A 24,917-nucleotide genomic window follows, 5' to 3' on the forward strand; every position below is an offset into this window, starting at 1 on the left:
CCCCAATCCAACTTTTTTTAGCCTTACTAGAGTTGTAGAGGGATGGAAAGAAATTATCCCATTGTTTAAATCAGGGAACAAAGATGTTACAGACATAAATAATCCTATTTATTCTGGGTTTGGTGCAGGAGTTATGTTTTTACCTTCAGGATTGGCTTATTATAGTGGTAGTCTTGGGCTTATTCCTTCGTATTCACCACTTATATTTAGTTTTAAACTAAAAGATGTAAATTTTGTAGACCATGATGCTGACAGGATAGATTCTAGATATGAAGATGCAAATGGCGATGGAGATCCAACAAATGATGATTCTGATGGCGATGGTATTCCTAATTATTTTGATATAGATGATGATGGAGATGGTATTCCTACTAAAACGGAAATAAAAAATCCTTCTGGAGGATATTATCCTTTTGCAAGTATTCCTTTATGTACAGATGGAAAGAAAAAGCATTTAAGTGCAGCTTGTCAATAGAAATTAAATTTTAGAATACACAAAAAAATCCCGTGTCGTTTTTTATAACGACACGGGATTTTTTTTTACAATAATATTTAGAATATTATTTTCTCTTCACAACTCTTTCAACAGCCTCAACAATCGCTTGGTTGTTTAGTTTGTATTTTTCCATGAGTTGTTCTGGAGTTCCGCTTTCGCCAAAACTATCATTTACCGCTACAAATTCTTGCGGTGCAGGATTGTTTAATGCTAAAACTCTAGCAACGCTTTCTCCAAGACCACCAAGAATATTATGTTCTTCGGCAGTAACAATACATTTTGTTTTTGCTAATGATTTTAAAATAGCAGCTTCATCTAAAGGTTTAATAGTATGAATATTTATTACTTCAGCCGAAATTCCTTTGGCTTTTAATGCTTCGGCAGCGATTAATGCTTCCCAAACCAAATGTCCAGTAGCAATGATAGTTACATCTGTTCCTTCGTTTAATAAAATAGCTTTTCCTATTTCGAATTTTTCGTCGGCAGGCATAAAGTTAGGTACAACTGGGCGACCAAAACGTAAATAAACTGGACCATGATGGTCTGCTAATGCTAGAGTAGCTGCTTTAGTCTGATTGTAATCGCAAGTATTGATTACAGTCATTCCTGGTAACATTTTCATTAAACCAATATCTTCAAGAATTTGGTGGGTTGCACCATCTTCACCTAGTGTTAAACCTGCGTGAGAAGCACAAATTTTAACGTTTTTATCTGAATACGCTACACTTTGACGAATCTGATCGTAAACTCTTCCTGTCGAAAAGTTAGCAAATGTTCCAGTAAATGGAATTTTTCCACCAATAGTTAATCCCGCTGCAATTCCAATCATATTGGCTTCAGCAATTCCGATTTGAAAAAAACGTTCTGGGTGATTTTTCTTGAAATCATCAAATTTTAAAGAGCCTATCAAGTCAGCGCAAAGTGCTACTACATTTTCGTTTGTTTGTCCTAATTCTGTCATTCCAGCACCAAAACCCGAACGGGTATCTTTGCTTCCTGTATTTATATATTTTTTCATTTTTTTTGAATTGAAAGATTAAAAAATTGAAAGATTAAAATAATCTATTAATAGATATTATAAATCAAACAATATTAATTCTAGTAGTCTGAATTACCTCCAGTATTATAATTTTGCCCTAATGCATTTTCTAGTTGAGCATCATTAGGTGCTTTTCCGTGCCAAGCGTGAGAATACATCATATAATCGACACCATTCCCCATTTCCGTGTGAAGTAATACACAAACTGGTTTTCCTTTTCCTGTTCTAGATTTTGCATCATTCATACCAGCAAGTATGGCTTCGATATTGTTACCTTCTTTAATGTCGATAACGTCCCAATCGAAAGCTTCAAATTTCGCTCGAATGCTTCCCATGTTTAAAACTTCGTCAGTTGTTCCGTCTATTTGCTTTCCGTTTAGGTCAACAGTTGCAATAAGATTGTCTACTTTTTTTGCAGAAGCATACATGATAGCTTCCCAGTTTTGTCCTTCTTGCAATTCACCATCACCATGAAGAGTATAAACCAAATTCGAATCGTTATTTAGTTTTTTTGCTTGTGCAGCTCCAATGGCTACAGACAAACCTTGTCCAAGTGAACCAGAAGCAATTCTTACACCTGGTAAGTGGTCATGAGTTGTTGGGTGACCTTGCAAACGAGTGTTTATTTTTCTGAAAGTTGCTAATTCAGCTACTGGAAAATAACCACTACGTGCTAAGACACTGTAAAAAACTGGCGAAATATGTCCGTTTGACAGGAAGAATAAATCTTCACCGTGACCGTTCATGTCAAAACCTTCTTTGCGATTCATAAGGTTTTGATAAAGTGCTACTAGAAATTCGGTACAACCTAGTGAACCTCCGGGATGACCTGAATTTACGGCATGTACCATTCGGAGAATGTCTCTACGAACTTGTGTTGTTAACTCTTGAAGTTGTTGCGTGTTTGGTTTCATTATGTGTTATAAAATTAGACTTCGGCAAAGATAATCAGATAATTGGATTTTTTAAAATTAAACACAAAGTAGATTCAAAATCGAAAGAAACAGAACATACAAAAGTCCCGAACGTCTATTTTGCAACATGCGGGACTTAAAGGTATTTATCAAATTTATGCTTCAAATGACTAATTATCAATTTTTGAGTAGTCATAGAATTATCAGAAATAATAGTCATTACGTAAGTACCATTTGGTAAATCATATGTTGGATATCTTTCTGTCCAAACACCTGAATGTTTTGAAGTTGTAAATTTTTTAATTTCTTTACCAGTTAAATCAATAATTTTTAAATGTACTGTTCCTGATTGGTTCAAGTTGTAGTGTATTGTAAAAAAAGAGTCAGAAGGATTGGGATATAGTGAAAGTATCTTAATGTCTTCAGAGATTTGGTTAGTGCTTAGTACTTGAGTAAAGCAAAGATCAGGTTGTATGACATTTGTAATTGCAGTTGAAGCGAGAATAGGATTTGTGGCTTGACGCAAATGATTTTCAGTATCAAGAACATACCAAGAAGCTCCAACTTGATGTGTCGATGAAGAAGAGTTGATTGTACTTACATAATACCAATCTGCTTGTACTTTTGGAGCAGTGACGTCAAGAATAATAAAACCTTTTTTGCTTCCTTCTTTATATTTCACGAATGAATTTCCAAATATAAGTTCAACTGGACCGCCAGGAGAAGTTACGCTTGGAGTTACAAATTCAACACCCCAAGATCCCGCACCAGTACTGGAAACATAATTTGATTTTGGTAAATCATTTGCCCAGGAGGTATGTATATCACCAGTTAGAACAACAAAATTATTGATGTTATTATTTACAATAAAATTGGAAAGGTTATCTCTTTCAGCCGGATAGCCATTCCATTGATCTTCATTCATTGGAGAACCAAAAACTTTTACCGGAGCCATCATAACTTGTTGTACTAAAAACTTCCATTTTGATGTAGTATTAAGTAGCTTATCATTCATCCAGATTTTTTGTGCATTGCTTATCATTTTTCTGGTTGTACTATTCACACTAGTTCCTGTGGTTCCAATTTGTTCATCACGACCTTCTAAACGAGTATCAAGCATAATTAAATCGATTGTCTTGCCATAAGTGATTTCTCTGTAAATTTGATAAGGATCTGTAGGATTGGTTTGACGGATAGGTAACCATTCGAAATAAGCTTGTTTACCATCGTTTTTTCTGGTTTGCCAGTTTCCTTCACCTGTATTATGATTTTCTGCGCCGTCTTTCCAGCTGTCATTTGCAGATTCATGATCATCCCAAATAGGAATCCAAGGGTATAATTGATGGTTTCTTCTAAGATCTGGATCTAAGTGATATACGGAATAGCGCGCTCTATAATCGGCAAGTGTTATGGTTTCTGTAGCAGGCTGCCAAAATCTTTGTGTAGCAGTATTCGGTTCATAACCGCCTGTTTCATATTCGTAGATGTAATCTCCTAAACAAAGTACTGCATCAATATCATTTCTAACATTCATGGCTTTGTACACGTTAAAAAAACCTGCTTCTAAATTAGCACATGAAACCACTCCAAAACGAGCATTAGTTGTAGTGTCACCAGGAGCTGTTTTGGTTCGTCCAATCGGGCTTCCTAATCCGTTAGTGTGAAATTGATAATAGTAATAAGTTTGAGCTTTTAATCCTGTAACATCTATTTTTACTGTAAAATCTTTACTTGTGTCTGTTGTAAAAGAACCGGATGTAATAACATTGCTCATTTGATTATCTGTAGCAATTTTCCAAGTTCCAGTAATCGTTACATTGCTTATATCATTTGGCGTAACTCTAGTCCAAATAATTACTCTGTCTTTTAATGGATCTCCAGAAGCGACACCATGATAAAATGGTTTTAAACAAGGGTCTAATGTTAAGTTTGATTGGCTAAAACCTAAACCAAAAGTTATTAATGCTAAAAGCAACGTAATTTTTTTCATTTGAATGTTCGTTAAAAATTTTATGCAATATTAATTTTTAGAATATGATAATATATTATGCACGCATTTATAATCGAAAAATTCAGATGCCCATAAATTTAATTTCAGATGCCCAATTTTTCCACAAATACACTCAATATCCAATCACAAATTAAAACCCATTTAAAGCACGTTTAAATGGGTTTTAAACTTTAATCAAACAACACGCGCCACTCATCATAAATCCTCGTTACCAAGTTTGCAACCATAAGCGGCGGAACACTCATACCAACCACATACTGAATTTTTGAACACTTATTACTGCCAAAGTCATAATCAAGTGGAAACGACTGCGCCAGTATCATTTCTTTAGAGTTCATTTTGCGTGGCTCATCAAATAGCGTAAGTTTAGAACCTTCCGAGCTGGCAATGGTTGGAACTGGTCGGTGTGGGTAGATAAACGAACTATTAAAATTTGAGTTCCTTTCCTGTACACGCATCAAAACGTCTGAATACTTACGGTCGCCAATTACACGCCTGTCCCAAACGTATTGGTCGTGGTCTGTCCAACTATTGTCGTTTAAGTCCTCTGTGCGTATATTTTCAAACGGAATAGGTTCACGCCCAAATTTCATATTTAAGTGCGGGAATTCGCAAAATAGCAGTCCCTGTGGCTTTGGCAACAACGCTTCCAAATCTTTACGAACGGCAATGAAAAAGACGCGCTCTCTTTTTTGTGGCACTCCCATTCTGGAGCTATCGAGTTCAAACTCCTGCATCAAATACCCGGCTTTATCGAAAGCGGTCATAATTCTGCGAACGTAATCCCGAGCGTTGCCCTTTAGAATACCCGTAACATTCTCGGCTATTACGATTTTTGGTTGCAATTTTTCTGCCAAATCAATAAAATCATAAAAGAGCGTGTCCAGAACCTGGTCCGCTTGACCTTCTTTAAATTTCTTTTCCTTGCCCCAGTCTTTCTCTCGGTTTCCGCTCATTGAAAAACTGCTACACGGAGGCGAACCGTCCAAAATATCCAACTCATACAACTCTTTTGGTAGGTCGTTTCTGTCCTTAAAAGTTTGAATTCCCTCAATAAATGCATATTTTGGGTTGTGGTTCTTAATATAAATATCCGCCATACGTTGGTCAATTTCATTCACACCAACCACATCAAAACCCGCTAATTTGTAGCCCATTGTAGAACCGCCACCACATGCAAAACACGAAAACACTTTTCCTTTGTCTTTTGTAAAAATCGCATCGCTCAAAGCCCACCTGTAGCTCAATAAATCACTCATATTTTAACCTAAAAAATTATAAAAAAAGTGCGTTTTTTTAGTAAAAAAACTTGCACAACTCATTGATATAAACTATCTTTACATAGTAATCAGTTAGATGGCGAAGCGTGTGCTTCGAGCATCAACAAATCTGGTTTATATACATCTTTCACATCTGCATTTGGTTCAAATGTGCTGTATTCTTTTTGCTGTGGTTTTTTAATGATTATGCCTTTATGAATATCAGTCAAAGCATTTTCTATTAATCGTAAACCCATTGCCTGCAGTTCGTGTTCCCATAATATTCTCGCCGCCTTTTTTGGCTCAATTCCGTATAATTTGGGGTCTATAAATACTATCTCCTGGTAAGCAATATCTCCACGGTCAATACCGTCATTTAACCAAAACACAGTCCCACCAGTAATTGCGTCACGCATACGAACCGCCCACTCAATTGATGAACGTCCACGATGCCGTGGCAACAAACTCGGGTGGTAACCAATCCAACCGAATTTGGACTTATATCGGGTTTTCTTTCCGATATAATCAAACGAATGTGCCGTTATGCCCAAATCAATATCACTAGGCATAGTATCAGCGTTCAATGTTCCTGCAGGAATTAATGGCACATTAAAAATATGCGCGAGCTTTGTTATATATTTATCATCAAGTGGCGCACAAACGCCTACCACTTCAACAAATTCCAAACTATTACACAGCCGAAACACTTCTTGACCAAAATACTTTTGGCAACTTATAAAAACTCTTAATTTCTTCATTTTCCTAAATACTTAAAACTTTGCACTGCTCTAAAATGTCCGCCATAACCACACCCTGTCAATCCACCTTTTCCAGTTTTTACAATACTAGCGTTACTTCTTGTTTTGTTTGCTCCGTAGAGGATCGCTCCCGATTGAATCCACTCTTTTGCATTTCTTAAATAGCCACATAATTGCGGATGCGAAGTGTGAAAAAACGTGTGCAACTTTCGGTTACACCTTCCGTTACCCTCCAGATGGTATTGCATAACTTCGTTTAGAAAAGCCGTTCCAACTCCCGCACCTTGCCATTCTGGCATCACTACCAAACGAGTTGCACGATAGGCATTGGCTGTAAACAATGGGCAAACTGCAACGTGTGCCACAAGTTCGCCATCAACAACTCCCACAAAATATTCCGCTGCAGGTGGGTGAGCGAGGTCTAAATAATAATGCTCTTTAAACAACCTCCAATAAGTTCCGTTGACCTTCCAAATTTCAATTTTGATGTCCGGGCGTTTGTCGATTTCAATTTTTTTTTTAATACTTTGGTATTTACATCATATACCCAGTCTGGTTGCAACCATTCGATAATATCATAGTGGCACGATAGCAAAACTACTTTCTTGCCTTTGTTTCTACGCCAGTTTTTAGCAAACGCCAACGCTCCAATTTTCGCAATTTGTCTATCAACTACGCTTGTGAACTCATCGATAACAACTTCGTCTGGGGCTTCGGTTACCAATCGTGCCAAACCCGCACGAAACTGCTGTCCGTTCGATAACGCGTTAAATGGTCGTAACCAACTCGGGACGTCACCCAAACCGACAGCCGCCAATGCTCCAGTTGCCGTATTGAAATCGCCATCGGGCAAAATGCAGTCAATAATTGGTTTGGAACAATCCCAACCTTGGTACAGGTCGTGCATTTTATTGGTTTCAAAAAATTGTTTTCCTATCGAGGTCTTGCCAGAACCACTCGCCCCAACAATTAAACCAATTCCCCAATCCATATCGTCAATATCGATATTGGCTTCGGTTTTGAAACTCGAACCGTCCTCGGCGTTAAACAACGATTTTACTCTTTGCGCACGATAACTTTCAAAGTTTTTCGTACTGTTTTCAATTACTATTTTCACGTAGTTACTACTTTTAGTTTTAATCCTTTTTTCTGTAATTCTTCAAATATTTTTTTTTGGTCGTCTTCGGATTCGCAAATAACAATCACGCCATATTGTTGTTTGTATAAAAATGGTTTTGTTGCCATATCTCAAAATTTAGTTTACTTTTGTAATTCTCAGGATATATAAAATAACAAAGCCACAGGCATAGAAGACTTATGTCCTCCAACGCCTGTGGCTTTATTGCTATTTTAAAATACCCTGAGAAAGTTTTTAAATGTTGGAGGACTTTTTTACTTCAATCCTCCTTTGAAGTTGTTACTTTCGTAATCTTTTTTTTGCAATAGCTACATTATATTTCGATGTCCAGAAGTAAGCTAATGCTCCTGTACCTACAACGTAAATGAAATTTTGCCAAAAAGCATCTGGCACAAAATGCTCTACAAATCCTGTCGATTTGTCTAAAAGAACCGCTAATAACCAGCCAATAAAAGCCCAGTTTTTTGTCAATATATTTTTCATATTTGTGATTTTAAGGATATATTGTTATTTCGATGTTTATTTTATCAATTTCACTGAAATCCATTTTTGTAGGTGGATTTGTGGAAGTAGTGAAAGTCTGTATTACTAATTCACCACTTCCACCATATTTATATGTAATTATTATTGGCGCTGTTCCATTTATAGTCCTTATGGATAGATTAATATTCATTTTAGTATAATCTCCAAGAGGAGCACCACCAGTCTTAAAAACATAGAATTCTCCAACATTTTGTCTAAAAAATTCAATCGTCGACCCAGTTGTATTTTCAAAAACAGTAGCTGTAGGTGTACTAGTACCATTCATTGAAATTAGAGCTACATATCTTATAGTATTAGGTATGCTAGGTATATCCGACAACAAAGCGATAGTTCCACTAGCATTTGGCAAAATCCAATTTCTATTAGCCGTGAGTCCTGTGTTTAAAAAGTTTCCCTTGATTGTTCCCGTAGCATTAGATGTATAAAATCCATTAAAGTCACACGAAAAGTCCCAACCTCCTGCTGTGTTTCCAAAAAACCAACTACCAGCCTCATTTTTTAAAGCTGCGTAGGCATAATCACTTGGGTTATAAAACCTAACCGAACCATTATTGAAAGACAAGCTAGCGTTTTCAAATAATTTATTTCCTATAATTGTTTCAGGGAAGTCAAGATGAACTACATTGCTATCTTGGGCAAAAGTAGAAGCATTTCGGTATTGTAAATTACCTGCTGAATTAAGGGATAAAATCTTTGTATTCAGATTGTTCTGCGGAACATTTAACAGTTTAAATGTACTACCAACTGTTTTTGGACCCATCCAATTTTGAGTTTGCGAACATGCAGCTAACGAAATCGTTAGCGCGAAAATTAAAAAAAATCTTTTCATTGTGTATTTATTTAAGATTAAAAGTTATACGTCAACAGGCGTAATTTCGCCACCACTTTTACTGCCAGTTTCTAAACCACCTCCGCCACCTCCGCCGCCTGGTCCACCGCCACCTTCTTCAGTTGGGTAAAACATTGGACTCGTGTCCCAACTCTCCAACAATTGTGGGTTGCCACCTAAAAATATACCAAAAGGCATAAATGTTGCTTCATCTATAAAACCAGCGCCAAAGTCTCTTATTTCGAGAGCTTCATCATTAGTATTTCCCGCTGCTTTAAATATCTGAAACGTTCCAAAAGGATAAATTCGCGATTTGATTAAAATAGTGGCGTGCGCGTTCTCATCATTTATGTGATTATTTATTGCGTTGTAAATTGCCGTTACGCCATCTATTTTAGCAATAGGAATCATATCGTCTTTGTGCCAAAAAGAATCCCACGTATCCGAAAATTGCGCTTGTGTTGGTTTTAAACCAGTTTTAAACCAGTTTTTTATCGTTGTTAAAGGTGTAACTGCCATTATCCTACGTATTTAATAAATTGAACAACTCTATAAGGCGACATTATTGTATGTTTTAAATCCCCACCTGCAGGAGCGATACCAACAAATCCTAAACCACCGCCACCAGTTGCGATACCATTAGCTTGATGAGCTATTAAACTAGAATCAGTATTAGGCACATTGTGGTTGTGCGATGGCATTTCAGCTACTGACAATTGATGTTCTCGCTTACCACCATTATAGTTTAGCGTTTGTAAATTATAATTGGTCCTATCTCCAGTCACGTTATTATCGTAATTAGGATCTAGTCCTATTGGCATACGCCCACGTAAAGGTTGGTATTCTTGCCAACCAGCAGGTATTTCGTTTGCTGGTCTGTCCCAAATGGCTATCATACCTATTGGCACATTAGATTGTGGTCTACCTTCTAAAGTTTCAATTCTTGTAATAAGCGTGTCGATTAAGGTTTGTTCGGCTTTTTCTTCTGTAAGTGCTATGGTTGTTTTTGGACGTTTGAAATCTGTCCAGGGAAACGATATTACACCAATTCCGAAAGTGGCGTAACGCACATACAAAACATCTTTATCATTCCCGTCTTCAAACTCTTGAGCTGTAATTTCTTCAACGATAATAACATCGGTTCCGAGTTGTCCTCCTCTAAATTCTAACAGTTCGCCGTTTATAAAAACCGAACCGTCAGAAACTACAGCGCCCGTAACCACGCAACCCGATACAATTGCAAAGTTGCCAGCTAAATCGCCGAACTTATTAAAAAGTGTTGTGGCTTTTTGCATTTCGTCGAGTGTCTCCGTTTGAAAAGGAAAACCGCCGCTTTGATTAAAATCTTGCCTATTCATTATATTGGTTCTATTTTGTAGCGTTTGCCCGCCAGTTTGTAATAATTCAATAAATACTTAAGTTGGTATATCGATGCGGTTATGATTTCTGTTGGTACAAAAACAATAAAATCGACACCTGTATTCTCGTATTCATTTTGACTTTTTATAAAAAATGTTCCTAAATATCTAGGTTTGTTTTCCGCTTCAGTATAAATATATTCTCGTGGGAACGATGTTCCAGAACCTATATAAATTCGCCTTAAACTCGGGTCTAAATTGTCATTTAGCACTTTTCGTAATTTGCAAACCTGACCTGTATGCGTTAAACGATACCAATCGAAATCACGCTTTTGCTTCCAATCATAATACACCGCATCGATAGACCCAAAAATCGCTTGAACGTAACCGACCAATATTGGCTTTCGCAAAAAGGTTGGCAGCAATAAAATTGCCAATCGGTTGTAATCTATTTTATACCACATAGCTTACATTGTCAAAATTTGGAATTTCAAAATAGCCAGCGACTGGAATGGTTTTTACATCAATCGTTACGAATGGTGTGTATAAACCAGTTACCAAATCTTTATAGCTCGATTGTGCAGATATGACGTGTACGTTTTCTATACCCGGAACATCGCGCAAATAATCAATCATATCATTTATGACCAATTCCCCATCAAATGGCAAATTTTTTATGTATTGCTTTAGAGCAATTTCGACAGATTTTCCACCTGTAAGAATGTTGTTACCGTTTTCGTCAATCACCAACGGATTTCTGTAAACTCTTAAAGTCAAGTTCAACTTATCGGCTGGGTTGTTTACAATATTTACTTTAACACCTGCATACGCAACTTCACCCATATAAAAGCCAAAACTTGTAATTTGTGTTAGGGTAAGCGGAATTAAATCATCGCCACTTTCGCCCGCTATTTTTATGATTAGTCGGCTTGATTCTAACGATTCTTTAACCGAGCAATAGCGTACAATTTTCGAAGCTTCAATCTCGTCGGTTGTGTGACCTGTGTTGTCAAATTCGTCGTCATCAGTCAAAAGATTAAACCCAAACTGAAACGCCAAACTCATATTGCGATACCAACGTGCGGTACCTGGTTTGTTTTCGTAAATGGCTTTGTCAACTTGTGCTGAGTGAATGTCGAAGAGTTGCTCTAAAGTCCATACAGCATACGAAACTGCAAACACAATTAAACGATAGATTGCAACTTTACTCGTTGAGTTAAGCGTTGCTAAATCTTCATTTGCCGTGATATTTGCAAATATCTGTTGCTGTATTTCCGTTACCGTTCTTGCCATTTTATCTGATTATAAATGTTGATCCTATTGCCATTTTTCCGATTCCGAAATTTGGCGGAAGGTTTTGTTTTTGTTCTTCGTTGAGTTCCGTTGCTGGAATTATATTTCTATTCTCTAATACTTTCTTTACCAATGTATTTGGTTTACTATCAATCAACTTTATAGCTTGACCAGTAACTAATACATCCGTTGGAGATATTCCGTTTATTATTGATATTTCCATTACGGAATCAATATGACCATATACGTGCGCACATACATCATATAGGGTTTGACCTTCATATACTTTATAATCATTCATATTGTCCGTCAATTGAAACTCCTAATTCATTAATTACTAATTTTTCAATATTGTATCCGTCTGCCTCCATTTGTACCCTAATGGTTCTATCTAAAAAGCGATCTAAATTCCCGTTACTTGACCTTTCTATGGCAATACCAGTTTCAATATGTTCCTTCCATTCTCCTGGAGAAGTTTTAAAAAGAAGTTCTATATTTTGATTTGTACTCTCTCCAGTTGAAAAGTCTCCAATTATAATTTTTAAATCATTATTTTCGTCTAGCAGTATATCTCTCATTTTAAACCTATTTTAAAAACTGGTTAATCCTTGTTTCAATACTTATAAATTGATTTATATTATTTAGCAAAGTTGTTGCTCCGTTAATTGTATCTGGAGTAGTTAATGTGAAACTCATTTGTTTTACGGCTCCAACCAAATCAATCATTATCTTTTTTAATGTTTCGTTTTCCTTTTGCAACAAAAATCCCGTATTGTCAACTTCAAATTTGCAAGGTGAAATGACTAACGAAAACTTTTCAATCTCACTTGTATTGACAACTGCCGCATTGTTTTTGTTTAAAAAAACAACCAAAACCATACTTCCTACTTTTGGAATTAAAACCAGTCCTCCAGTTTCACTTTCCGCCTGCAGACGAACATTAAATATTTCTGCAGTATCGTCAATAGGTTTTACGTCAATCGTTTTATCGTCGTTGTTCACTTCGAGAACTTCACAAACTTTGGCATACACTTCATCGCTTGACTTTGATATTTTTTTAATTGCGCCTGCTATGTTTGGTTCGTTTTCCATTATGTAAGTGGTTGTCCTATTTCAATTTTTTGCCTGTAACCATTCATTCCGAAATTGACTTCTATTTTTTTTATTAGAAAGTCTCCCTTGTTACCGTCCGAAGCTTCAATATGAGCGATGTCGCATTTATTGACAAATGGCTCTCCAAATGTTTCAAAACTGCCTTTAAATCCTGTCGTTTTAAATCGCTTCAATTCACTTTCCGCAAATTTTCGTAATTCATCAATTCCAATATTATCGTGGTAAACCGTGTAGAGTTCGCCATCTTTGTCACCCGTTTCAATTTCAGTTCTTTTATTTTTGTCATCAATTGAAATGGCTTTGACTTTAATTTTTACGTCCTCTGCAATTCGATACACAAAGTCTTCACTAATTAAATTTTGACCATATATAAAACTTTCTTTTTTTCTGTTGTCAAAAGGATAACCAAGCCCTACATATAGTTTTGATTGTCCGTTTATTGTTCGGAAATAAGCACGTAATCCGTACTTACTTTTCATTTCGCTTAACTCCTCCGCAACCGTATCTTTTAGCATTCGATACGAGCCTAAAGGAATATCACCGTCAACTAATAAAAAATCAATTCCAGTTCCGGCAAGTAAGTCGGTTATTAATTCTTTTAATGTGACTTTCTTGTATCCTTTCTTTTTGGTTTCAACTGTTTTAAGTAAAAACATTCCGTCTTCACACATTATCTTAATCGGCTTCTTTGCATCAACAGTTCTAATGTATCCTACAAATCGAGTTTTTAAAACTCCGTTGTAACCCAGTTTAACCGTTATTTTATCACCTCTTTTTATTGGTAATTCAAAATGTTTCGCTCCTTGCCAATCCACTCTTTTTGGAAGTAACAATTCGCAGGTATCGGTTAATGTTGCCATATCTTCAACAATAGTGCAATTGTTTAGTGCGTCAAACTTCCACGTTTGTGATCCTTGAATTATTATCTCACTTGTTAATCGCAACATCTTGATTAATTTTTATTTCGTATGGCGTATCGCTTAACATTTGTATATTAAACGCCTGGCGATTGCTATGTGTTTCTTGCACCATTCCATAACTTTTTACTACCACGTTTTTAATTCCGTATAGTGTTAGAAAATCACTTTGTACGTCTAATGCATCTTTTATTTTCAAAAAACGGATTAACTTTTCCAGTTGTTCCTTTGGATATGCGTGACTTGTTTTATAATCCGTTTCGCCATTTTGATTAATTATGTAACTACAAACTGCCGCTTCCATAGCAATGGTATAATCGCCATCGCTTATATACTCTTTTATAGTTCCGTCTCTACCCTCCATTGGAGTGGTCACTATATTTTTTTCTTGATTTACAGTAATGATACATTCTGGAAAATCAATTTTCTCTCCTTTATAGTTGAATGCCAAACTTGTTAATGTAGGCACTCCTATATAGTCTGCACCGTTGAAATTAAAATCCTCTGAACCAAAATCCAATTTATTAGTAATTGCAGAGCTCAATCCTATTGCTGCTATATTACCAAATGGCATTAATGGTGTTTTTGAAAATGAAAATTCCATTAGTTGGCAAGGTTTACATCATTCACAGCCGTTAATAAAACTTCTGTAATTGATTGTTTGATACTTTCTTTACTTTCCCGAATCGTGCCACCAACGTGGATGTGCATATTTTCAATCAGTTTCCCAATGGTTATGTTTCGAGAACCCGAACCGCCACCAGTACCACCGCTTTCTTTTTTATCTTTAGCCCCGACGCCACCAATTGGTTTTGTTGCAGGAACCATTCCTGCGCTACCTTTAGTAACATCGAATGCGTTTTTATCTTTTTTAGGTTCAACTTTAGCAACGACCTCTACTTTTTGGTTTTTCTTTTGGTCTTTATCAAAACTTGCCGCCCCTTTTTTCTCACCGTCTTTATATGCCGCCTTTACATCGGTCATACCTTCGCCTGAAAACAGTGTCTTGAAAAACTTTTTAATTGGTGCGAAAACGCCTGTTAGTTTGTCCATAATTTTTTCAAATAATCCTACAATCCAGTCCCAAACGCCACCAAAGGCATCTCGTATGGGTTGGATAAGCCACTCATTAATAAAATTGGCAAAACCCGAAAACACGCCACTAAACCAGTCCCACAAACCACTAAAGAAAGAGCCAACCGTTGTTAATGCACCGCTAACTTGCTCCACTATCCAGTTGAAAACACCAACTACAAAATTTTTAATAGTTGTAAAAACTGAAACGGATTGCTCATAAAGCCAAACGAATATGGCGGCAATACCATTGAAAACCCATTTAATGAAATCCCATATTTTGGTAAATACAAAATTGTAAAAAGTGTAGTATGCCATAACAACTGGTTTTACTACCATGTCCCAAACACGTTTTATAAACACCCCGATATTGGTAAATACTGCCTTTGCCGCTTCCCAAATTCCGAATAGAATTTCTCTAAATCGTTTCGAGTGATCCCACAAATATTTGAAAGTTGCAACCAGGGCGAGAACTCCAATAACAACCAATCCAACAGGACTCATTAGCATTGCTAAATTCAAACCTAGCTGTGACGCCGTTGCGGAACGAGTTGCTCGTGTTATACTTCCAATAGTAGCGGCATAAATTCTATTTATGATACTTCCACCTCCAGTTACTACTGCACTTTCTGTTGTAGCAATCGTGTCGGCCTCTGTGGCAACTGTCTTAACAAATAATTTAGGTAAAAAAGCCTCTAAAGTTGATTTAATTGCAATATAACCACGTGCCATTTCGCCCATTGAACTAATAGAAGTCATCATGTGTTTTACATACGGCAAGTAGGCTTGTGTTGCATTAAATACAGATATTTTCCAATCTTGCATAATTGCAGTAGCTCTATTCATTCGCTCCTGGTAACTGCCCATAACCACATTGGCTTGTTCTACTGCAGTATTAGTACCCGAAATCTTTTTTGCTAGTTCATCTTGTGCATCGGCACTTTCGATTAATGCAATAGATGCCGCCATATTTTCTTTACCAAATACTTTGGTCATCAATGCCGTATCGCCCATAACAGGTTTTAACATTCGCAATCTATCCGTTAACGGAATACTAGCGTTGGCAAGTGTAGCCGTACTAATCCCCATTTGCTGTAAACCAAATGTGGCATCTTTACTGGCAAAACGACCTTCTGAAAGTGTGGTTAAAACGTTACGTAATGCCACTCCGCCTTCAGCTCCTTTTTTACCTGCCTTATCCAACATTTGAATAGCGGCATTTGTTTCAACAAAACTCAACCCTGTGGTTTTTGCCACCATACCCACTTGCTCTAATGCTTGTTTGATTTGTGGCAGTTCTGCAGAACCTTCTTTAGCACCCGCCGCCATAACATTCATCATATCGGCCATTGCTTTACTCGCCGCAATTGGGTCTTTAGTAGAAACGCCGTATTGATTCATCGCCGTGGTTAGAACCTCGGTTGCCGCTACGGTATCGCCACCCATTGTTTTAGACAAAATATTTACATTATTGCCCATCAATTTCATTGCCTCCGAACTTTTGGCAATCTCTGGAGATAACTGCGAAAGAATCAATTTATAAGAATTGACATTTTGACTTGCGTCTGTACCAAATGTTTTAGCACTATCACGAGCCGCCTTTTCAATATCTTTTAAACCCTGTCCTGTAAGTCCTGTAATGGCGCTTAAATCTGCCATTTGAGTATTTAAAGCAATACCCGGTGCAATGACTCCGTCAAGCATTTGACTTAATTGAGCTATACCATCGGCGGCAAGATTTACGGATAATAATGCCTTATAACAATCGCCAAATACTTTGGTGGTCTTGGTTACATTATTTTGAACATTATCTAAACCAGTATTAATGGTGGCGAAAATTGCGCCTCCATTACTGTTAAAGTTCAAATTATAATTAAGTCCATCCATTTTTTTGTATATTTGCAATGTCGTTGACACTAAACCTTTTATATGAAAAAATATAAATACACTCCAAAGCCGATGTTATACGCCCTTGTTGGTAGTCTAATTCTTTCGGTATTCTTCTCACCAATTATATTTGGTGTCGTTGCTGGCTTATGGTTTTTTTATGCGTTAATCAATTTAGGCAACCGTATCAATAAGGATAATGGCTGTTAATTATTCGCTTCCACCAAACAAATTTTTAAACATTTCCGCTTGATTTTTTAAGCGCCATTCTTCTAACCATATCGCTTTAGCGTAATACTCTCCCCATTGGTTAACTTGTAATTCTTTGGGATTAACTCTAAAGTTTGCCATTATTAGGGCATCACCTTGCATCTTTCCCACATCGTCCCCGCCGTTTTGCAGACGGACTACAAGTTTTTTACGCTAACAGAAAATGAATTCATGTGTTGCGCTAAACCTTCCAATGCTTTTAATTTTGCGAAATCTCTTTGGTTGATTTCGTCATCAACTTTCACAACGCAGTTTTCGTAAAGGGCAATTGTGCCTTTTATCTCGCTGTTTTTACCAATAGCTCCAGTTGCTTCAAGAACTTCAAAAGTTGGCTCTTTGAAAATGGCGTTAAAGGTGTTTTCTCCTTGCCTAACGTCCACAACAACTAAAAAGCCGTGTTTCTTTTTTAATGCTTCTATTTGTGGTTCTGTTAAACCACATACTAATTTTTCTGATGTTTCCATTTTGTTTTGTGTTTCAAGTATTTTGTTTATTACTAATTCCCCTCCAGGAGAGGAGGGGCTTTTAGATTTGTTTTATTCTATATGCGAGATGACTAATTCAAGTTCGATTTCTTTCGACATATCGCCTTCTTTCCAGTCAAAAGTGGTTTTCTTAAACTCACAATTTTTCAAAACGTGCTTTACTATCCCACCAGTTTCTGGTTGGTAGCTTACTACAATAGGGAATGGAGCAATGTTGTGTAGTTTACCACGCGGTGCCGTTGCTTGCATTGCAAAAACGGTGGCGGATAACAAAGTAATTGACCCCGTTGTTTTTACTCGACCATATCCACGAGATACTGGATTTCTCCCTGCACCATAGATATTTTCTTTTTCTTGATCCTCCTCGTATTTTACGGCTCTAATTCCAATAAGTGGTGTTGCCGATACCGTTACGGCAATGTCTCCCCAGCCGTATTCACGACCGTTAATTAAGGGTGTAAATTCCATTTGATTATACGTTTAATGCAAAACCAATATTGACAACTATTTCTCTCAACACTCCAACTGGTACAATTTTAATTGTAACTTGAAGTCTTGACGAACTCAATACGTCTTGGTCTGGGTTAATAAATATTTTAAATCCGCTCAACTCGCCGTCACGTTCCATTTGCTCCAAAGGAATTGCACCGATGGCCTCTAATGAAGCGATTGAATCCGCGCTGATACTTCCAGTTGCAGGATCGATGTAAATAGGCCCTGAAATTTTAGGCAACAACTTAACGTAAACGCCACGTTGTGCTTTATCAATTGCCCGGTTGTTTTCAATTGTAGCGAAGTCGCTATCTGATTCCGTTGCCGTATAACTATCATTAAAGAAAGTTCCGGTATAACCAATGTGTTTGATTGGAAATAAGTAACCTTTATCGTTAATAGATTGAATTTGTGCAGGTGTCAAATCTCCGAGTAATGTGCCGTCAATAAATTGAACAACGTCCAACTCACGAGCCACAACTAAGTTACCAGTCAATGCTTTCGGATATGTTCCCGATACAAGGTTTTGCTTTTCAACCCAACCGATGCTTTCGTGAACTTTGGCTCTTGAAATTGCTCCCAATGTTGCGCCGACTATTCCAACTTTTACGCCTTCCGTTCCCGAAACATAGTTGCCGCGTCCAGAACCGTCTTGACCAATACAAACACTTAATCTATCGCAACTCAAAGCGCGTAGATTTGGCAAGGCAAAAAGATTGGCGGGTGTTATATTGTGAATAGAGTAAACCGCACTCAAAGGCATATTTAAAACCGCTAACTCTGCAAGTTTCTCTTGAATAGTAGTTGCCGCAGTTGCCAAATTGGCAAAAGTTGTAACCAAATCGACAATTCCGAGCTGTCTCAATTTTGCCTCTGCAAATTGTTGCAACTGCTTAACTGCCAAAAACTCGCCGTCATTATCCAAAATAGAAACTATGTATAATTTCGATCCTGGATTAACTCTGAAATATTCAGAAACGTGATAGTGAAGTACGGGATGCGTTACTGCCGTAACTCCAAGCGCGTCTAAACCTTCGGGCTCAATAATTAAGACTTTATCAAGATTTGTTTGTCCGTAAACAATCAAACCGCTGATATGATCCTCTCCCGGTAATCTTCGAGCCAAACCGCCACCTTGTCTATTAAATACTACTGTGTTCATAGTTACGCTTGTAGTTTAAGTTTATAATCCGTTAACGCTTGGATAAGTGTATCCGCTTTTTGGTCGGCCACTTCAATTTGAAAATACTTTACTAAACCCTTTAAGGCTATGTAATTTTCTTTTACAAGCTCTGTGTCTTCAAGTTCTTTCACTTTTAGAATTAATTCGTCATCAGAATCATTTGGGCTTTTTTCAGCCGTATTATGAACCACTTTTGCTTTTTTATCCTCTTCAGAGTCATTTGAGCTTTTTTCAGCCGTATTATGAACCGTTTTTACTTTTTTATCCTCTAAAGTTTTTGAGTGAGCTTCTGCCGCGTTTTCAGTAAAAAAACAAGAACCGTCTGCAGTCTCGAAATAGCAATCCAAATTTGGATGTGTATCAAAAATTGTATTTTTCATAGCTAAATGGGTTTATAAAATTTTAATAAAAACTTGATGACTGAAACTAATCCTATAATTAGAAAAATTCGACCGCACCATATTTGGAATTTCTGCCACCAAGTGAGTTGCCTCTCGACTGGTACCGTAATGGTTATCGTTTTAGATTGATTTTCTAACGTGTAAACATCTTTCCATTGAGCGAATAGCTTTTGCGCTTCCGCCTCACAATCAACCGTTAAATAATTGTCTTTAATGATGACCTTTGGTTCTTTAAGATAGTTGCCTCTCTGGGCTTCACTTTTTGTCTTTATGACTACCTTATTGTTCTGACATTCCAGCCACGCCTTGTAGTAACTGCTGTCCTGTTTGGTTTTAAAAATAGTGTCACGAAGTACTACTTTTGTGTTTACTTCTTTGGTAGTTTCTGTATTTGTTGGTACTGGAACGTTCGTGCTTTTGCAAGCAGTAAACGTTCCGACCAAAACAACAAACAAAAACAAAAAAGACAATAATCCTTTTATACTGTTTTTCATTTTAAATGGGTTTTAAATGGTTTTTAAATCTTGATATTCTTTTCTTGCATCAAAACTCGGACACGCTTTTTTTACCTTTGGAAAATCTCTATGCCCTTGAATTATTGCTGTTGGAAATTTATTTTTTAGCACTTTTAAAGTTGCCAATAGTGTTGCCTTTTGCTCGATAGTTCTGGTGTCTTTTGGCACTCCTTTTTTATCAATTCCACCTATATAGCATATATTGATAGTTTCAGAATTAAACCCCTTTACGCCGTTAGAAACTTTTTCTATGGGCAGTAAATTGACTAATGCGCCATCAGCTTTGATAATAAAGTGGTAGCCGGGCATTGTCCATCCTAGATGTTCACGCCAGTAGTTTTGAATTGCTTCTATTTTTGCCGTTTGGGCAGTGGCGGTGCAATGCACGGCTATATACTTTATATTTCTCATTATATTTTGCCGTTTAACTGTTTGTATTTACCAAGTTCATTAAGTACATGATCTAGCTTTTCAGTTAATTCATCAAACTGTGTGTTTCTTAATTTTAACTTGGAATTTAAATCTTGAATCTGAATGTCTTGTGCGTCAATAATTTCATCTCTTTTTTTGATTTGAATTACTGCTTTTTCTAACTGTTCTGTGGCAAAATCCAAAAGTCCTTTTGTTAAATCTAATTGTGATTTATCATTCTCAATTTCTTTTGCTTTTGCGTTAGCCTTATCAATATCTTTTTGAAATTTTGGTTTTATCCAATCCCATATTTTTGTTGATAGAATACCCAAAAAAGCGAATAATGACGGCCAAAGAACAACGTTTAAAAAATTCTGCATTTTGACAATTTTTTTTAAAGGCTCTCACACATTATATGAGAGCCTTTTTTTTATTACTAAAGAATTGCTCCAATCATACTAGCTTGGAAAGGCACTGCAATAAAGTAGTGGCGATACGCTAACTGATTTGTTTGAGTGGTTGGATTATCTTTTGCCGCAGTGAAATACTGTTTTGTATTTCCTGTTTTTTTAGCAATGTTATCCACAACAAAAGCAACCGAAGCCGTTTTATCTGTACCAACTGGAATAGTTCCGTAGGCTTTTTTAGTACCTGCGGCATAAGCCGGCATATTTTCGTATTGGAAAATTTCAAAACCTGCAATCATCGGAGCGACATCGCCTTTTTTGTAGTTTACCAATTGGTCACCAAAATTCTTTCTGTCTAACAACAAATCGTTGTAGTGGTCATCACATAAAACCAAACGTCTTCCCAGAATTGGGCAACCCTTAATTTTACCGAAACGCCCTTTTAACGTCACTAAATCTTCGTAAACCAAACGTAAACGACCAGAAGGGTCAGTTAGCGGAGTCGCACCACCTCCACCTGTAGCAGTAATAACTGGTGTTTTTACCGTGTCGGCTGTTGGAGCGATAGCGTGAATAGCTTTTGAGAATTTCTCTGACGCCAATTTTTGTACTGTTTTACGAGTAGCGTTGTCGATACGGTCGTAAGACGCGCCCATAACTTGGTCGTCAGTAAGTGTTACCACTTTGGTTTGGTATTTATCCAATTGAATAGTAACCGCATCGTCCGTGTACGCTTGTAAAGCGATTGGATACGTTGAGTTATTAATCAAAATATCAGGTGCAAACTCACTGGTTGGCACGTGAATAATGTTACTCTCTGTAATGGTACCTTCGCCCATTTGAGAAACATCAACATCCATTTCTGCAATTCCTTCAAGGAATGGAGCTTGGTCTGCGGTTGTAAGGTTGTTGATAATTCTATCTAACCAAACCTCTGGCATATTTGCTGGCATATTTTATTTTTTTACGTTAAACAATTTATTGTACTCGTTTGGGTTGGTTGCTTTGAATTCCATTTGTGCCGTATGGCTCAATTTTTGGAAGTCTTCTTTTGAAACCACCGCGCCACTTACGGCAGGAACTACAGTACCAGCCAAAGTCACTTTTACAGGAATAGAATCCAACGTGCTTTTTGCTAATACAAAATCAACTTTTGCAAGATTTACGAAGTCGTCCTTTTTAGTGGCAGGAATTCTGCCTTCAGTAACGGCAAGCTCTACCATTTCGGTAATGGCTAACGTCTGTGCGTTGTCCTTTTCAGTTTCCAATACGAGCAATTTTGCTCTCATTGCTGTGTTTTCTGTGGACAGTTTTAATACAGCCGATTCTACAGCCTCGACATCCACCTCTGGAGTCTCTTTATCAAAACTTAATGCCATAAGTGTGGCAACTGATAAGATGATTTTTTTCATACTATTTGAATTAATTTCTAAATTTTCTACTTCAATAGGTTTTATAATTCCCAAATCTTCTGGCTGTAGGGATAAACAAAGTTGTTTCACTTCGTCATCTTTTAAGAGTTCGCCATTGTCGGCATACAGTCTAATAGAATTGGCATTTGAGGGAACGGCAACAATTGAATTTTCATATAATTCGCATTTTTCCATTATCAGTTCAGTACCGATAATTTTTAGATTTTCACGATTAAACGTAATTCCCATTGAGCACGAGTTAATAAACCCACGCTCAACCTTGCCCGATACTTTCAAGGCCTCCTCGTCTTCGATGTCAAAAACTGGGTCGCCTAAAAGCACTCCATTTTCAATACGCAAATTTTCCCACTTGCCCAATACCGATTGCGTAGAGTTCCAATGTTGGTTTAACATTATTGGGTTCTTATTAAATCGCTTCAAACTGATACCAGCTGTCAGAATTCTGAAGCCGTAACTATTCGATTGGGTTTGGTCATTAAAGACAAAAGATTTTGGCATAATTAATTACTATTGTTTCATTTTGAGATAGCAAATTTTAGGCGTTTTTTAGACTAAAAAAAATAAGCGCTCACCCTTTGAACACTTGTAAACAATGGGTTTTCAATAGTATTCATTGCTTAAATATTTTTTTTTGAAACCCATTAAATCGGTGGACTTTTGCTTATAAAATTTGTAAAATGGCAAGGTCAAAAGATGCAACCCGGCTAAAAGCGGAGGCGTACTATATTGAAAATTTTGAGGCAACACAACGTGAGGTTTCGGATTTATACAATGTACTACAGCCAACAATAAGCGCATGGGTAAGAAAATATGATTGGGATGAGAAACGCTTAAACTTTCACGCATCGCCAACCAAAATAAAACAGTTATTGCAGCAGGAGCTATTAAATGTAGCAAGTGGTGGAATTCCAAAACTTCCCGCAGATGGTATTTCTAAACTAATGGCGGCACTCGACAAATGCGAAAAAACTTCCGACCCGATTGTAGTACATAAAATCCTTAAAGATTTGGACTTGTTTATATCTCAAATGGATGCGGATTTTGCAACCAAATGCACCAACTATCATAAATTATTTTTACAACACAGGATAAGTCTTGAAAACTAATGAGTGTAGAAAACAGAAAATATTTAAAACTGCTACAGGACTACGATAAGCATTGTTTACGTATCGCCCAAGCCACCACCATTGACATACACGAAACCGCAAAACAAAAATCCGAACGGATTAAAAAATTAGAGAAAGAATATGTCGACTGGTTCGAGCATTACTTTCCAAATTATGCCAAAAAAAAATGTGGTTGGTTTCACACTTCAATGGCAAATACCATTATCAATAATAAAAGGCTTCGATTTTTAGGCGAAATGTTTCGCTCTGCAGGTAAGTCAGTTCACATTGATATGGGAATTCCTTTGTTTTTGTATTTGGTTAAAAACGATTTGAAATTCATGTTGTTGGTGGGCGAGACAGAACCCAAAGCAAAAAGACTATTATCTGGAATACAGGGACAATTGCAATTTAATAATCGTTTAAAAAATGATTATGGCGAAAAGTTCCAACACGGTAACTGGGCAGATGGCGACTTTGTAACGACCGATGGTGTAAAGTTTATGTCATTAGGATTTGGGCAAAACCCACGTGGAGCGAGAGAGCAATCCGAACGACCAGATTATATCGCGGTTGATGATGTTGACGACAAACGCCACGTGAATAACGACCGAATGATGCGTGAAGCCATCGACTTTATTACAGAGGATATTTGGGGCTGTTTTGATAGTGATGACGATGCAACCGAGCGTTTTGTTTATGCAAATAATAACTTCAATAAAAACAGTATTACCAATAGGTTAAAACTTTATTTCAATGAGGTTATAAAAAAACAAAATGAAACTGGAGAGCAACATGCTATTAAGTTTGAGGTTCTAACCGTTTGCGCTGTAAAAGACACTAAAGATTTTAAGCCCCAATGGCCAGAAAAAACAAGCTCCGAATATTGGCGAAATAAATTTAATTCAATGCCATATCGCTCGTTTATGCGAGAGTATATGCACGTTCATATCGAAGACGGTGCGATTTTTAAGTATGAGGATATTTTGCATAAAAAAGCCGTTCCGTTAAAAGAGTACAATGCCTTGTGTTTCTATGGCGATTTATCATACAAAGCCAATGCCGATTATAAAGCGCTTGTTTTGGTTGGTAAATTAGATAAAGAGTTTCATATTTTACTTTGCTATTTGCAACAAAAAAGCCGTGCGCATTCCGCTAAATGGCTTTATGATATGTATGAGTATTTCAATTTACAAAGCGTGAATATTCGCTATATGATTGAGGGACTTTTTGCAATGGATGAGTTTGTTTCCGACTTTGATGCGGAAGGTGAAAAGCGAGGATACTACATTCCAGTAACCGCCGATAAAAGAAGTAAAGCCGATAAGTACGACCGTATAGAAAGTTTAGTGGGACACTTTGAACGTAAAAATGTGTATTTCAATTCAGATGATATTCCCGATAGTGATATGCAAACCTTAATCGACCAGTTCCTTGCCTTTGAAAAAGGAAGTCAAGCGCACGACGATGGACCCGATGCAACTCACGGAGCATTCTCTGTTGTGAATATTTCAACCCATATTTCAAAAAATGTGTATGCCTTTGGTAACAGAACCAATCAAAGGTTTTAATCAATAAATTATCA

33 protein-coding genes are annotated in these 24,917 nt (G+C 37.0%); 3 read left to right on the forward strand and 30 right to left on the reverse strand.

What is annotated here, in order from left to right:
- The coding region (locus ACH2BP_RS11300; RefSeq protein ID WP_395059952.1) for an FKBP-type peptidyl-prolyl cis-trans isomerase at positions 1-475 on the forward strand (475 nt) is incomplete at its 5' end.
- An 85-nt stretch (positions 476-560) separates the two neighbouring features.
- Here the strand turns inward: ACH2BP_RS11300 and ACH2BP_RS11305 are convergent.
- From ACH2BP_RS11305 to ACH2BP_RS11450, 30 genes are all read right to left on the reverse strand, one after another.
- Positions 561-1,514, reverse strand: a complete 954-nt coding sequence (locus tag ACH2BP_RS11305; RefSeq protein ID WP_395059954.1) for a transketolase family protein — start codon at positions 1,512-1,514, stop codon at positions 561-563.
- Between the two features lie 80 nt (positions 1,515-1,594).
- Positions 1,595-2,449: a transketolase gene (locus ACH2BP_RS11310; protein ID WP_395059956.1), complete on the reverse strand. Its 855-nt coding sequence runs from the start codon at positions 2,447-2,449 to the stop codon at positions 1,595-1,597.
- 136 nt (positions 2,450-2,585) lie between these two features.
- The gene (locus ACH2BP_RS11315) at positions 2,586-4,439 is read right to left on the reverse strand and encodes an alkaline phosphatase D family protein (RefSeq protein ID WP_395059958.1); all 1,854 of its coding nucleotides are present in this window, start codon (positions 4,437-4,439) and stop codon (positions 2,586-2,588) included.
- A 191-nt stretch (positions 4,440-4,630) separates the two neighbouring features.
- Positions 4,631-5,719: a DNA cytosine methyltransferase gene (locus tag ACH2BP_RS11320; protein WP_395059960.1), complete on the reverse strand. Its 1,089-nt coding sequence runs from the start codon at positions 5,717-5,719 to the stop codon at positions 4,631-4,633.
- A gap of 89 nt (positions 5,720-5,808) precedes the next feature.
- Positions 5,809-6,426: a formyltransferase family protein gene (locus tag ACH2BP_RS11325; RefSeq protein WP_395059962.1), complete on the reverse strand. Its 618-nt coding sequence runs from the start codon at positions 6,424-6,426 to the stop codon at positions 5,809-5,811.
- Between the two features lie 47 nt (positions 6,427-6,473).
- Complete coding sequence (locus ACH2BP_RS11330; RefSeq protein WP_395059964.1) at positions 6,474-6,923, reverse strand: GNAT family N-acetyltransferase; 450 nt, start codon at positions 6,921-6,923, stop codon at positions 6,474-6,476.
- The gene (locus ACH2BP_RS11335) at positions 6,899-7,594 is read right to left on the reverse strand and encodes a hypothetical protein (RefSeq protein WP_395059966.1); all 696 of its coding nucleotides are present in this window, start codon (positions 7,592-7,594) and stop codon (positions 6,899-6,901) included. The genes ACH2BP_RS11330 and ACH2BP_RS11335 overlap by 25 nt, the downstream gene beginning before the upstream one ends.
- The gene (locus ACH2BP_RS11340; protein ID WP_395059968.1) at positions 7,591-7,722 is read right to left on the reverse strand and encodes a hypothetical protein; all 132 of its coding nucleotides are present in this window, start codon (positions 7,720-7,722) and stop codon (positions 7,591-7,593) included. Before ACH2BP_RS11340 ends, ACH2BP_RS11335 begins: the two co-directional genes overlap by 4 nt.
- A 172-nt stretch (positions 7,723-7,894) precedes the next feature.
- On the reverse strand, positions 7,895-8,098 hold the full coding sequence (locus ACH2BP_RS11345; protein WP_395059970.1) for a hypothetical protein: 204 nt from the start codon (positions 8,096-8,098) through the stop codon (positions 7,895-7,897).
- A 10-nt stretch (positions 8,099-8,108) separates the two neighbouring features.
- Complete coding sequence (locus ACH2BP_RS11350) at positions 8,109-8,987, reverse strand: hypothetical protein (protein WP_395059972.1); 879 nt, start codon at positions 8,985-8,987, stop codon at positions 8,109-8,111.
- A gap of 24 nt (positions 8,988-9,011) precedes the next feature.
- A complete protein-coding gene (locus ACH2BP_RS11355) occupies positions 9,012-9,506 on the reverse strand; it encodes a hypothetical protein (RefSeq protein WP_395059974.1) in 495 nt (164 codons plus the stop codon).
- The gene (locus tag ACH2BP_RS11360; RefSeq protein ID WP_395059976.1) at positions 9,506-10,345 is read right to left on the reverse strand and encodes a hypothetical protein; all 840 of its coding nucleotides are present in this window, start codon (positions 10,343-10,345) and stop codon (positions 9,506-9,508) included. Before ACH2BP_RS11360 ends, ACH2BP_RS11355 begins: the two co-directional genes overlap by 1 nt.
- Entirely contained in the window at positions 10,345-10,809 is a 465-nt protein-coding gene (locus ACH2BP_RS11365; RefSeq protein ID WP_395059978.1) for a hypothetical protein, read from the reverse strand. The genes ACH2BP_RS11360 and ACH2BP_RS11365 overlap by 1 nt, the downstream gene beginning before the upstream one ends.
- Positions 10,799-11,638, reverse strand: a complete 840-nt coding sequence (locus tag ACH2BP_RS11370; RefSeq protein ID WP_395059980.1) for a nucleotidyltransferase — start codon at positions 11,636-11,638, stop codon at positions 10,799-10,801. Before ACH2BP_RS11370 ends, ACH2BP_RS11365 begins: the two co-directional genes overlap by 11 nt.
- A gap of 1 nt (position 11,639) precedes the next feature.
- The gene (locus tag ACH2BP_RS11375) at positions 11,640-11,939 is read right to left on the reverse strand and encodes a hypothetical protein (RefSeq protein ID WP_395059982.1); all 300 of its coding nucleotides are present in this window, start codon (positions 11,937-11,939) and stop codon (positions 11,640-11,642) included.
- Positions 11,932-12,216: a hypothetical protein gene (locus tag ACH2BP_RS11380; RefSeq protein ID WP_395059984.1), complete on the reverse strand. Its 285-nt coding sequence runs from the start codon at positions 12,214-12,216 to the stop codon at positions 11,932-11,934. Before ACH2BP_RS11380 ends, ACH2BP_RS11375 begins: the two co-directional genes overlap by 8 nt.
- A gap of 7 nt (positions 12,217-12,223) precedes the next feature.
- Entirely contained in the window at positions 12,224-12,730 is a 507-nt protein-coding gene (locus tag ACH2BP_RS11385) for a hypothetical protein (protein ID WP_395059986.1), read from the reverse strand.
- Positions 12,730-13,698, reverse strand: a complete 969-nt coding sequence (locus ACH2BP_RS11390) for a hypothetical protein (protein WP_395059988.1) — start codon at positions 13,696-13,698, stop codon at positions 12,730-12,732. The genes ACH2BP_RS11385 and ACH2BP_RS11390 overlap by 1 nt, the downstream gene beginning before the upstream one ends.
- The gene (locus ACH2BP_RS11395) at positions 13,679-14,272 is read right to left on the reverse strand and encodes a DUF6046 domain-containing protein (protein ID WP_395059990.1); all 594 of its coding nucleotides are present in this window, start codon (positions 14,270-14,272) and stop codon (positions 13,679-13,681) included. Before ACH2BP_RS11395 ends, ACH2BP_RS11390 begins: the two co-directional genes overlap by 20 nt.
- A complete protein-coding gene (locus ACH2BP_RS11400) occupies positions 14,272-16,629 on the reverse strand; it encodes a phage tail tape measure protein (RefSeq protein WP_395059992.1) in 2,358 nt (785 codons plus the stop codon). Before ACH2BP_RS11400 ends, ACH2BP_RS11395 begins: the two co-directional genes overlap by 1 nt.
- Positions 16,630-16,839: 210 nt before the next feature.
- A complete protein-coding gene (locus ACH2BP_RS11405) occupies positions 16,840-16,980 on the reverse strand; it encodes a hypothetical protein (RefSeq protein ID WP_395059994.1) in 141 nt (46 codons plus the stop codon).
- A 56-nt stretch (positions 16,981-17,036) separates the two neighbouring features.
- Positions 17,037-17,363 carry a hypothetical protein gene (locus tag ACH2BP_RS11410; RefSeq protein WP_395059996.1) on the reverse strand — a complete coding sequence of 109 codons (327 nt, stop codon included), beginning with the start codon at positions 17,361-17,363 and terminating at the stop codon, positions 17,037-17,039.
- A gap of 72 nt (positions 17,364-17,435) precedes the next feature.
- Positions 17,436-17,852, reverse strand: a complete 417-nt coding sequence (locus ACH2BP_RS11415) for a hypothetical protein (protein ID WP_395059998.1) — start codon at positions 17,850-17,852, stop codon at positions 17,436-17,438.
- A gap of 4 nt (positions 17,853-17,856) precedes the next feature.
- On the reverse strand, positions 17,857-19,038 hold the full coding sequence (locus ACH2BP_RS11420; protein WP_395060000.1) for a DUF2586 family protein: 1,182 nt from the start codon (positions 19,036-19,038) through the stop codon (positions 17,857-17,859).
- A gap of 2 nt (positions 19,039-19,040) precedes the next feature.
- Positions 19,041-19,439, reverse strand: a complete 399-nt coding sequence (locus ACH2BP_RS11425; protein ID WP_395060002.1) for a hypothetical protein — start codon at positions 19,437-19,439, stop codon at positions 19,041-19,043.
- Between the two features lie 2 nt (positions 19,440-19,441).
- Complete coding sequence (locus tag ACH2BP_RS11430) at positions 19,442-19,954, reverse strand: hypothetical protein (RefSeq protein ID WP_395060004.1); 513 nt, start codon at positions 19,952-19,954, stop codon at positions 19,442-19,444.
- 12 nt (positions 19,955-19,966) lie between these two features.
- On the reverse strand, positions 19,967-20,386 hold the full coding sequence (locus tag ACH2BP_RS11435; RefSeq protein ID WP_395060006.1) for an N-acetylmuramoyl-L-alanine amidase: 420 nt from the start codon (positions 20,384-20,386) through the stop codon (positions 19,967-19,969).
- Entirely contained in the window at positions 20,386-20,766 is a 381-nt protein-coding gene (locus ACH2BP_RS11440; protein ID WP_395060008.1) for a hypothetical protein, read from the reverse strand. Before ACH2BP_RS11440 ends, ACH2BP_RS11435 begins: the two co-directional genes overlap by 1 nt.
- Positions 20,767-20,822: 56 nt before the next feature.
- The gene (locus ACH2BP_RS11445) at positions 20,823-21,746 is read right to left on the reverse strand and encodes a hypothetical protein (protein ID WP_395060010.1); all 924 of its coding nucleotides are present in this window, start codon (positions 21,744-21,746) and stop codon (positions 20,823-20,825) included.
- A 3-nt stretch (positions 21,747-21,749) separates the two neighbouring features.
- Positions 21,750-22,454 (reverse strand): hypothetical protein, encoded by a 705-nt coding sequence (locus ACH2BP_RS11450; RefSeq protein WP_395060012.1) that lies wholly within the window; start codon positions 22,452-22,454, stop codon positions 21,750-21,752.
- Positions 22,455-22,903: 449 nt separating this feature from the next.
- Here ACH2BP_RS11450 and ACH2BP_RS11455 point away from each other — a divergent pair, with 449 nt between their 5' ends.
- Positions 22,904-23,332 carry a hypothetical protein gene (locus ACH2BP_RS11455; RefSeq protein ID WP_395060014.1) on the forward strand — a complete coding sequence of 143 codons (429 nt, stop codon included), beginning with the start codon at positions 22,904-22,906 and terminating at the stop codon, positions 23,330-23,332.
- A complete protein-coding gene (gene terL, locus ACH2BP_RS11460; RefSeq protein WP_395060016.1) occupies positions 23,332-24,903 on the forward strand; it encodes a phage terminase large subunit in 1,572 nt (523 codons plus the stop codon). The genes ACH2BP_RS11455 and terL overlap by 1 nt, the downstream gene beginning before the upstream one ends.
- Positions 24,904-24,917: the final 14 nt, after the last annotated feature.

Origin of the sequence: Flavobacterium sp. (assembly GCF_043756175.1) — a bacterium.
Classification (GTDB): Bacteria; Bacteroidota; Bacteroidia; order Flavobacteriales; family Flavobacteriaceae; genus Flavobacterium.

Coding starts and splice junctions, on each gene's coding strand:
- ACH2BP_RS11305 (WP_395059954.1), bottom strand. CDS start 1,514: ATGAAAAAATATATAAATACAGGAAGCAAAGATACCCGTTCGGGTTTT.
- ACH2BP_RS11310 (WP_395059956.1), bottom strand. CDS start 2,449: ATGAAACCAAACACGCAACAACTTCAAGAGTTAACAACACAAGTTCGT.
- ACH2BP_RS11315 (WP_395059958.1), bottom strand. CDS start 4,439: ATGAAAAAAATTACGTTGCTTTTAGCATTAATAACTTTTGGTTTAGGT.
- ACH2BP_RS11320 (WP_395059960.1), bottom strand. CDS start 5,719: ATGAGTGATTTATTGAGCTACAGGTGGGCTTTGAGCGATGCGATTTTT.
- ACH2BP_RS11340 (WP_395059968.1), bottom strand. CDS start 7,722: ATGGCAACAAAACCATTTTTATACAAACAACAATATGGCGTGATTGTT.
- ACH2BP_RS11345 (WP_395059970.1), bottom strand. CDS start 8,098: ATGAAAAATATATTGACAAAAAACTGGGCTTTTATTGGCTGGTTATTA.
- ACH2BP_RS11350 (WP_395059972.1), bottom strand. CDS start 8,987: ATGAAAAGATTTTTTTTAATTTTCGCGCTAACGATTTCGTTAGCTGCA.
- ACH2BP_RS11355 (WP_395059974.1), bottom strand. CDS start 9,506: ATGGCAGTTACACCTTTAACAACGATAAAAAACTGGTTTAAAACTGGT.
- ACH2BP_RS11360 (WP_395059976.1), bottom strand. CDS start 10,345: ATGAATAGGCAAGATTTTAATCAAAGCGGCGGTTTTCCTTTTCAAACG.
- ACH2BP_RS11365 (WP_395059978.1), bottom strand. CDS start 10,809: ATGTGGTATAAAATAGATTACAACCGATTGGCAATTTTATTGCTGCCA.
- ACH2BP_RS11370 (WP_395059980.1), bottom strand. CDS start 11,638: ATGGCAAGAACGGTAACGGAAATACAGCAACAGATATTTGCAAATATC.
- ACH2BP_RS11375 (WP_395059982.1), bottom strand. CDS start 11,939: ATGAATGATTATAAAGTATATGAAGGTCAAACCCTATATGATGTATGT.
- ACH2BP_RS11380 (WP_395059984.1), bottom strand. CDS start 12,216: ATGAGAGATATACTGCTAGACGAAAATAATGATTTAAAAATTATAATT.
- ACH2BP_RS11385 (WP_395059986.1), bottom strand. CDS start 12,730: ATGGAAAACGAACCAAACATAGCAGGCGCAATTAAAAAAATATCAAAG.
- ACH2BP_RS11390 (WP_395059988.1), bottom strand. CDS start 13,698: ATGTTGCGATTAACAAGTGAGATAATAATTCAAGGATCACAAACGTGG.
- ACH2BP_RS11395 (WP_395059990.1), bottom strand. CDS start 14,272: ATGGAATTTTCATTTTCAAAAACACCATTAATGCCATTTGGTAATATA.
- ACH2BP_RS11400 (WP_395059992.1), bottom strand. CDS start 16,629: ATGGATGGACTTAATTATAATTTGAACTTTAACAGTAATGGAGGCGCA.
- ACH2BP_RS11405 (WP_395059994.1), bottom strand. CDS start 16,980: ATGGCAAACTTTAGAGTTAATCCCAAAGAATTACAAGTTAACCAATGG.
- ACH2BP_RS11410 (WP_395059996.1), bottom strand. CDS start 17,363: ATGGAAACATCAGAAAAATTAGTATGTGGTTTAACAGAACCACAAATA.
- ACH2BP_RS11415 (WP_395059998.1), bottom strand. CDS start 17,852: ATGGAATTTACACCCTTAATTAACGGTCGTGAATACGGCTGGGGAGAC.
- ACH2BP_RS11420 (WP_395060000.1), bottom strand. CDS start 19,038: ATGAACACAGTAGTATTTAATAGACAAGGTGGCGGTTTGGCTCGAAGA.
- ACH2BP_RS11425 (WP_395060002.1), bottom strand. CDS start 19,439: ATGAAAAATACAATTTTTGATACACATCCAAATTTGGATTGCTATTTC.
- ACH2BP_RS11430 (WP_395060004.1), bottom strand. CDS start 19,954: ATGAAAAACAGTATAAAAGGATTATTGTCTTTTTTGTTTTTGTTTGTT.
- ACH2BP_RS11435 (WP_395060006.1), bottom strand. CDS start 20,386: ATGAGAAATATAAAGTATATAGCCGTGCATTGCACCGCCACTGCCCAA.
- ACH2BP_RS11440 (WP_395060008.1), bottom strand. CDS start 20,766: ATGCAGAATTTTTTAAACGTTGTTCTTTGGCCGTCATTATTCGCTTTT.
- ACH2BP_RS11445 (WP_395060010.1), bottom strand. CDS start 21,746: ATGCCAGCAAATATGCCAGAGGTTTGGTTAGATAGAATTATCAACAAC.
- ACH2BP_RS11450 (WP_395060012.1), bottom strand. CDS start 22,454: ATGGGAATTACGTTTAATCGTGAAAATCTAAAAATTATCGGTACTGAA.
- ACH2BP_RS11455 (WP_395060014.1), top strand. CDS start 22,904: ATGGCAAGGTCAAAAGATGCAACCCGGCTAAAAGCGGAGGCGTACTAT.
- terL (WP_395060016.1), top strand. CDS start 23,332: ATGAGTGTAGAAAACAGAAAATATTTAAAACTGCTACAGGACTACGAT.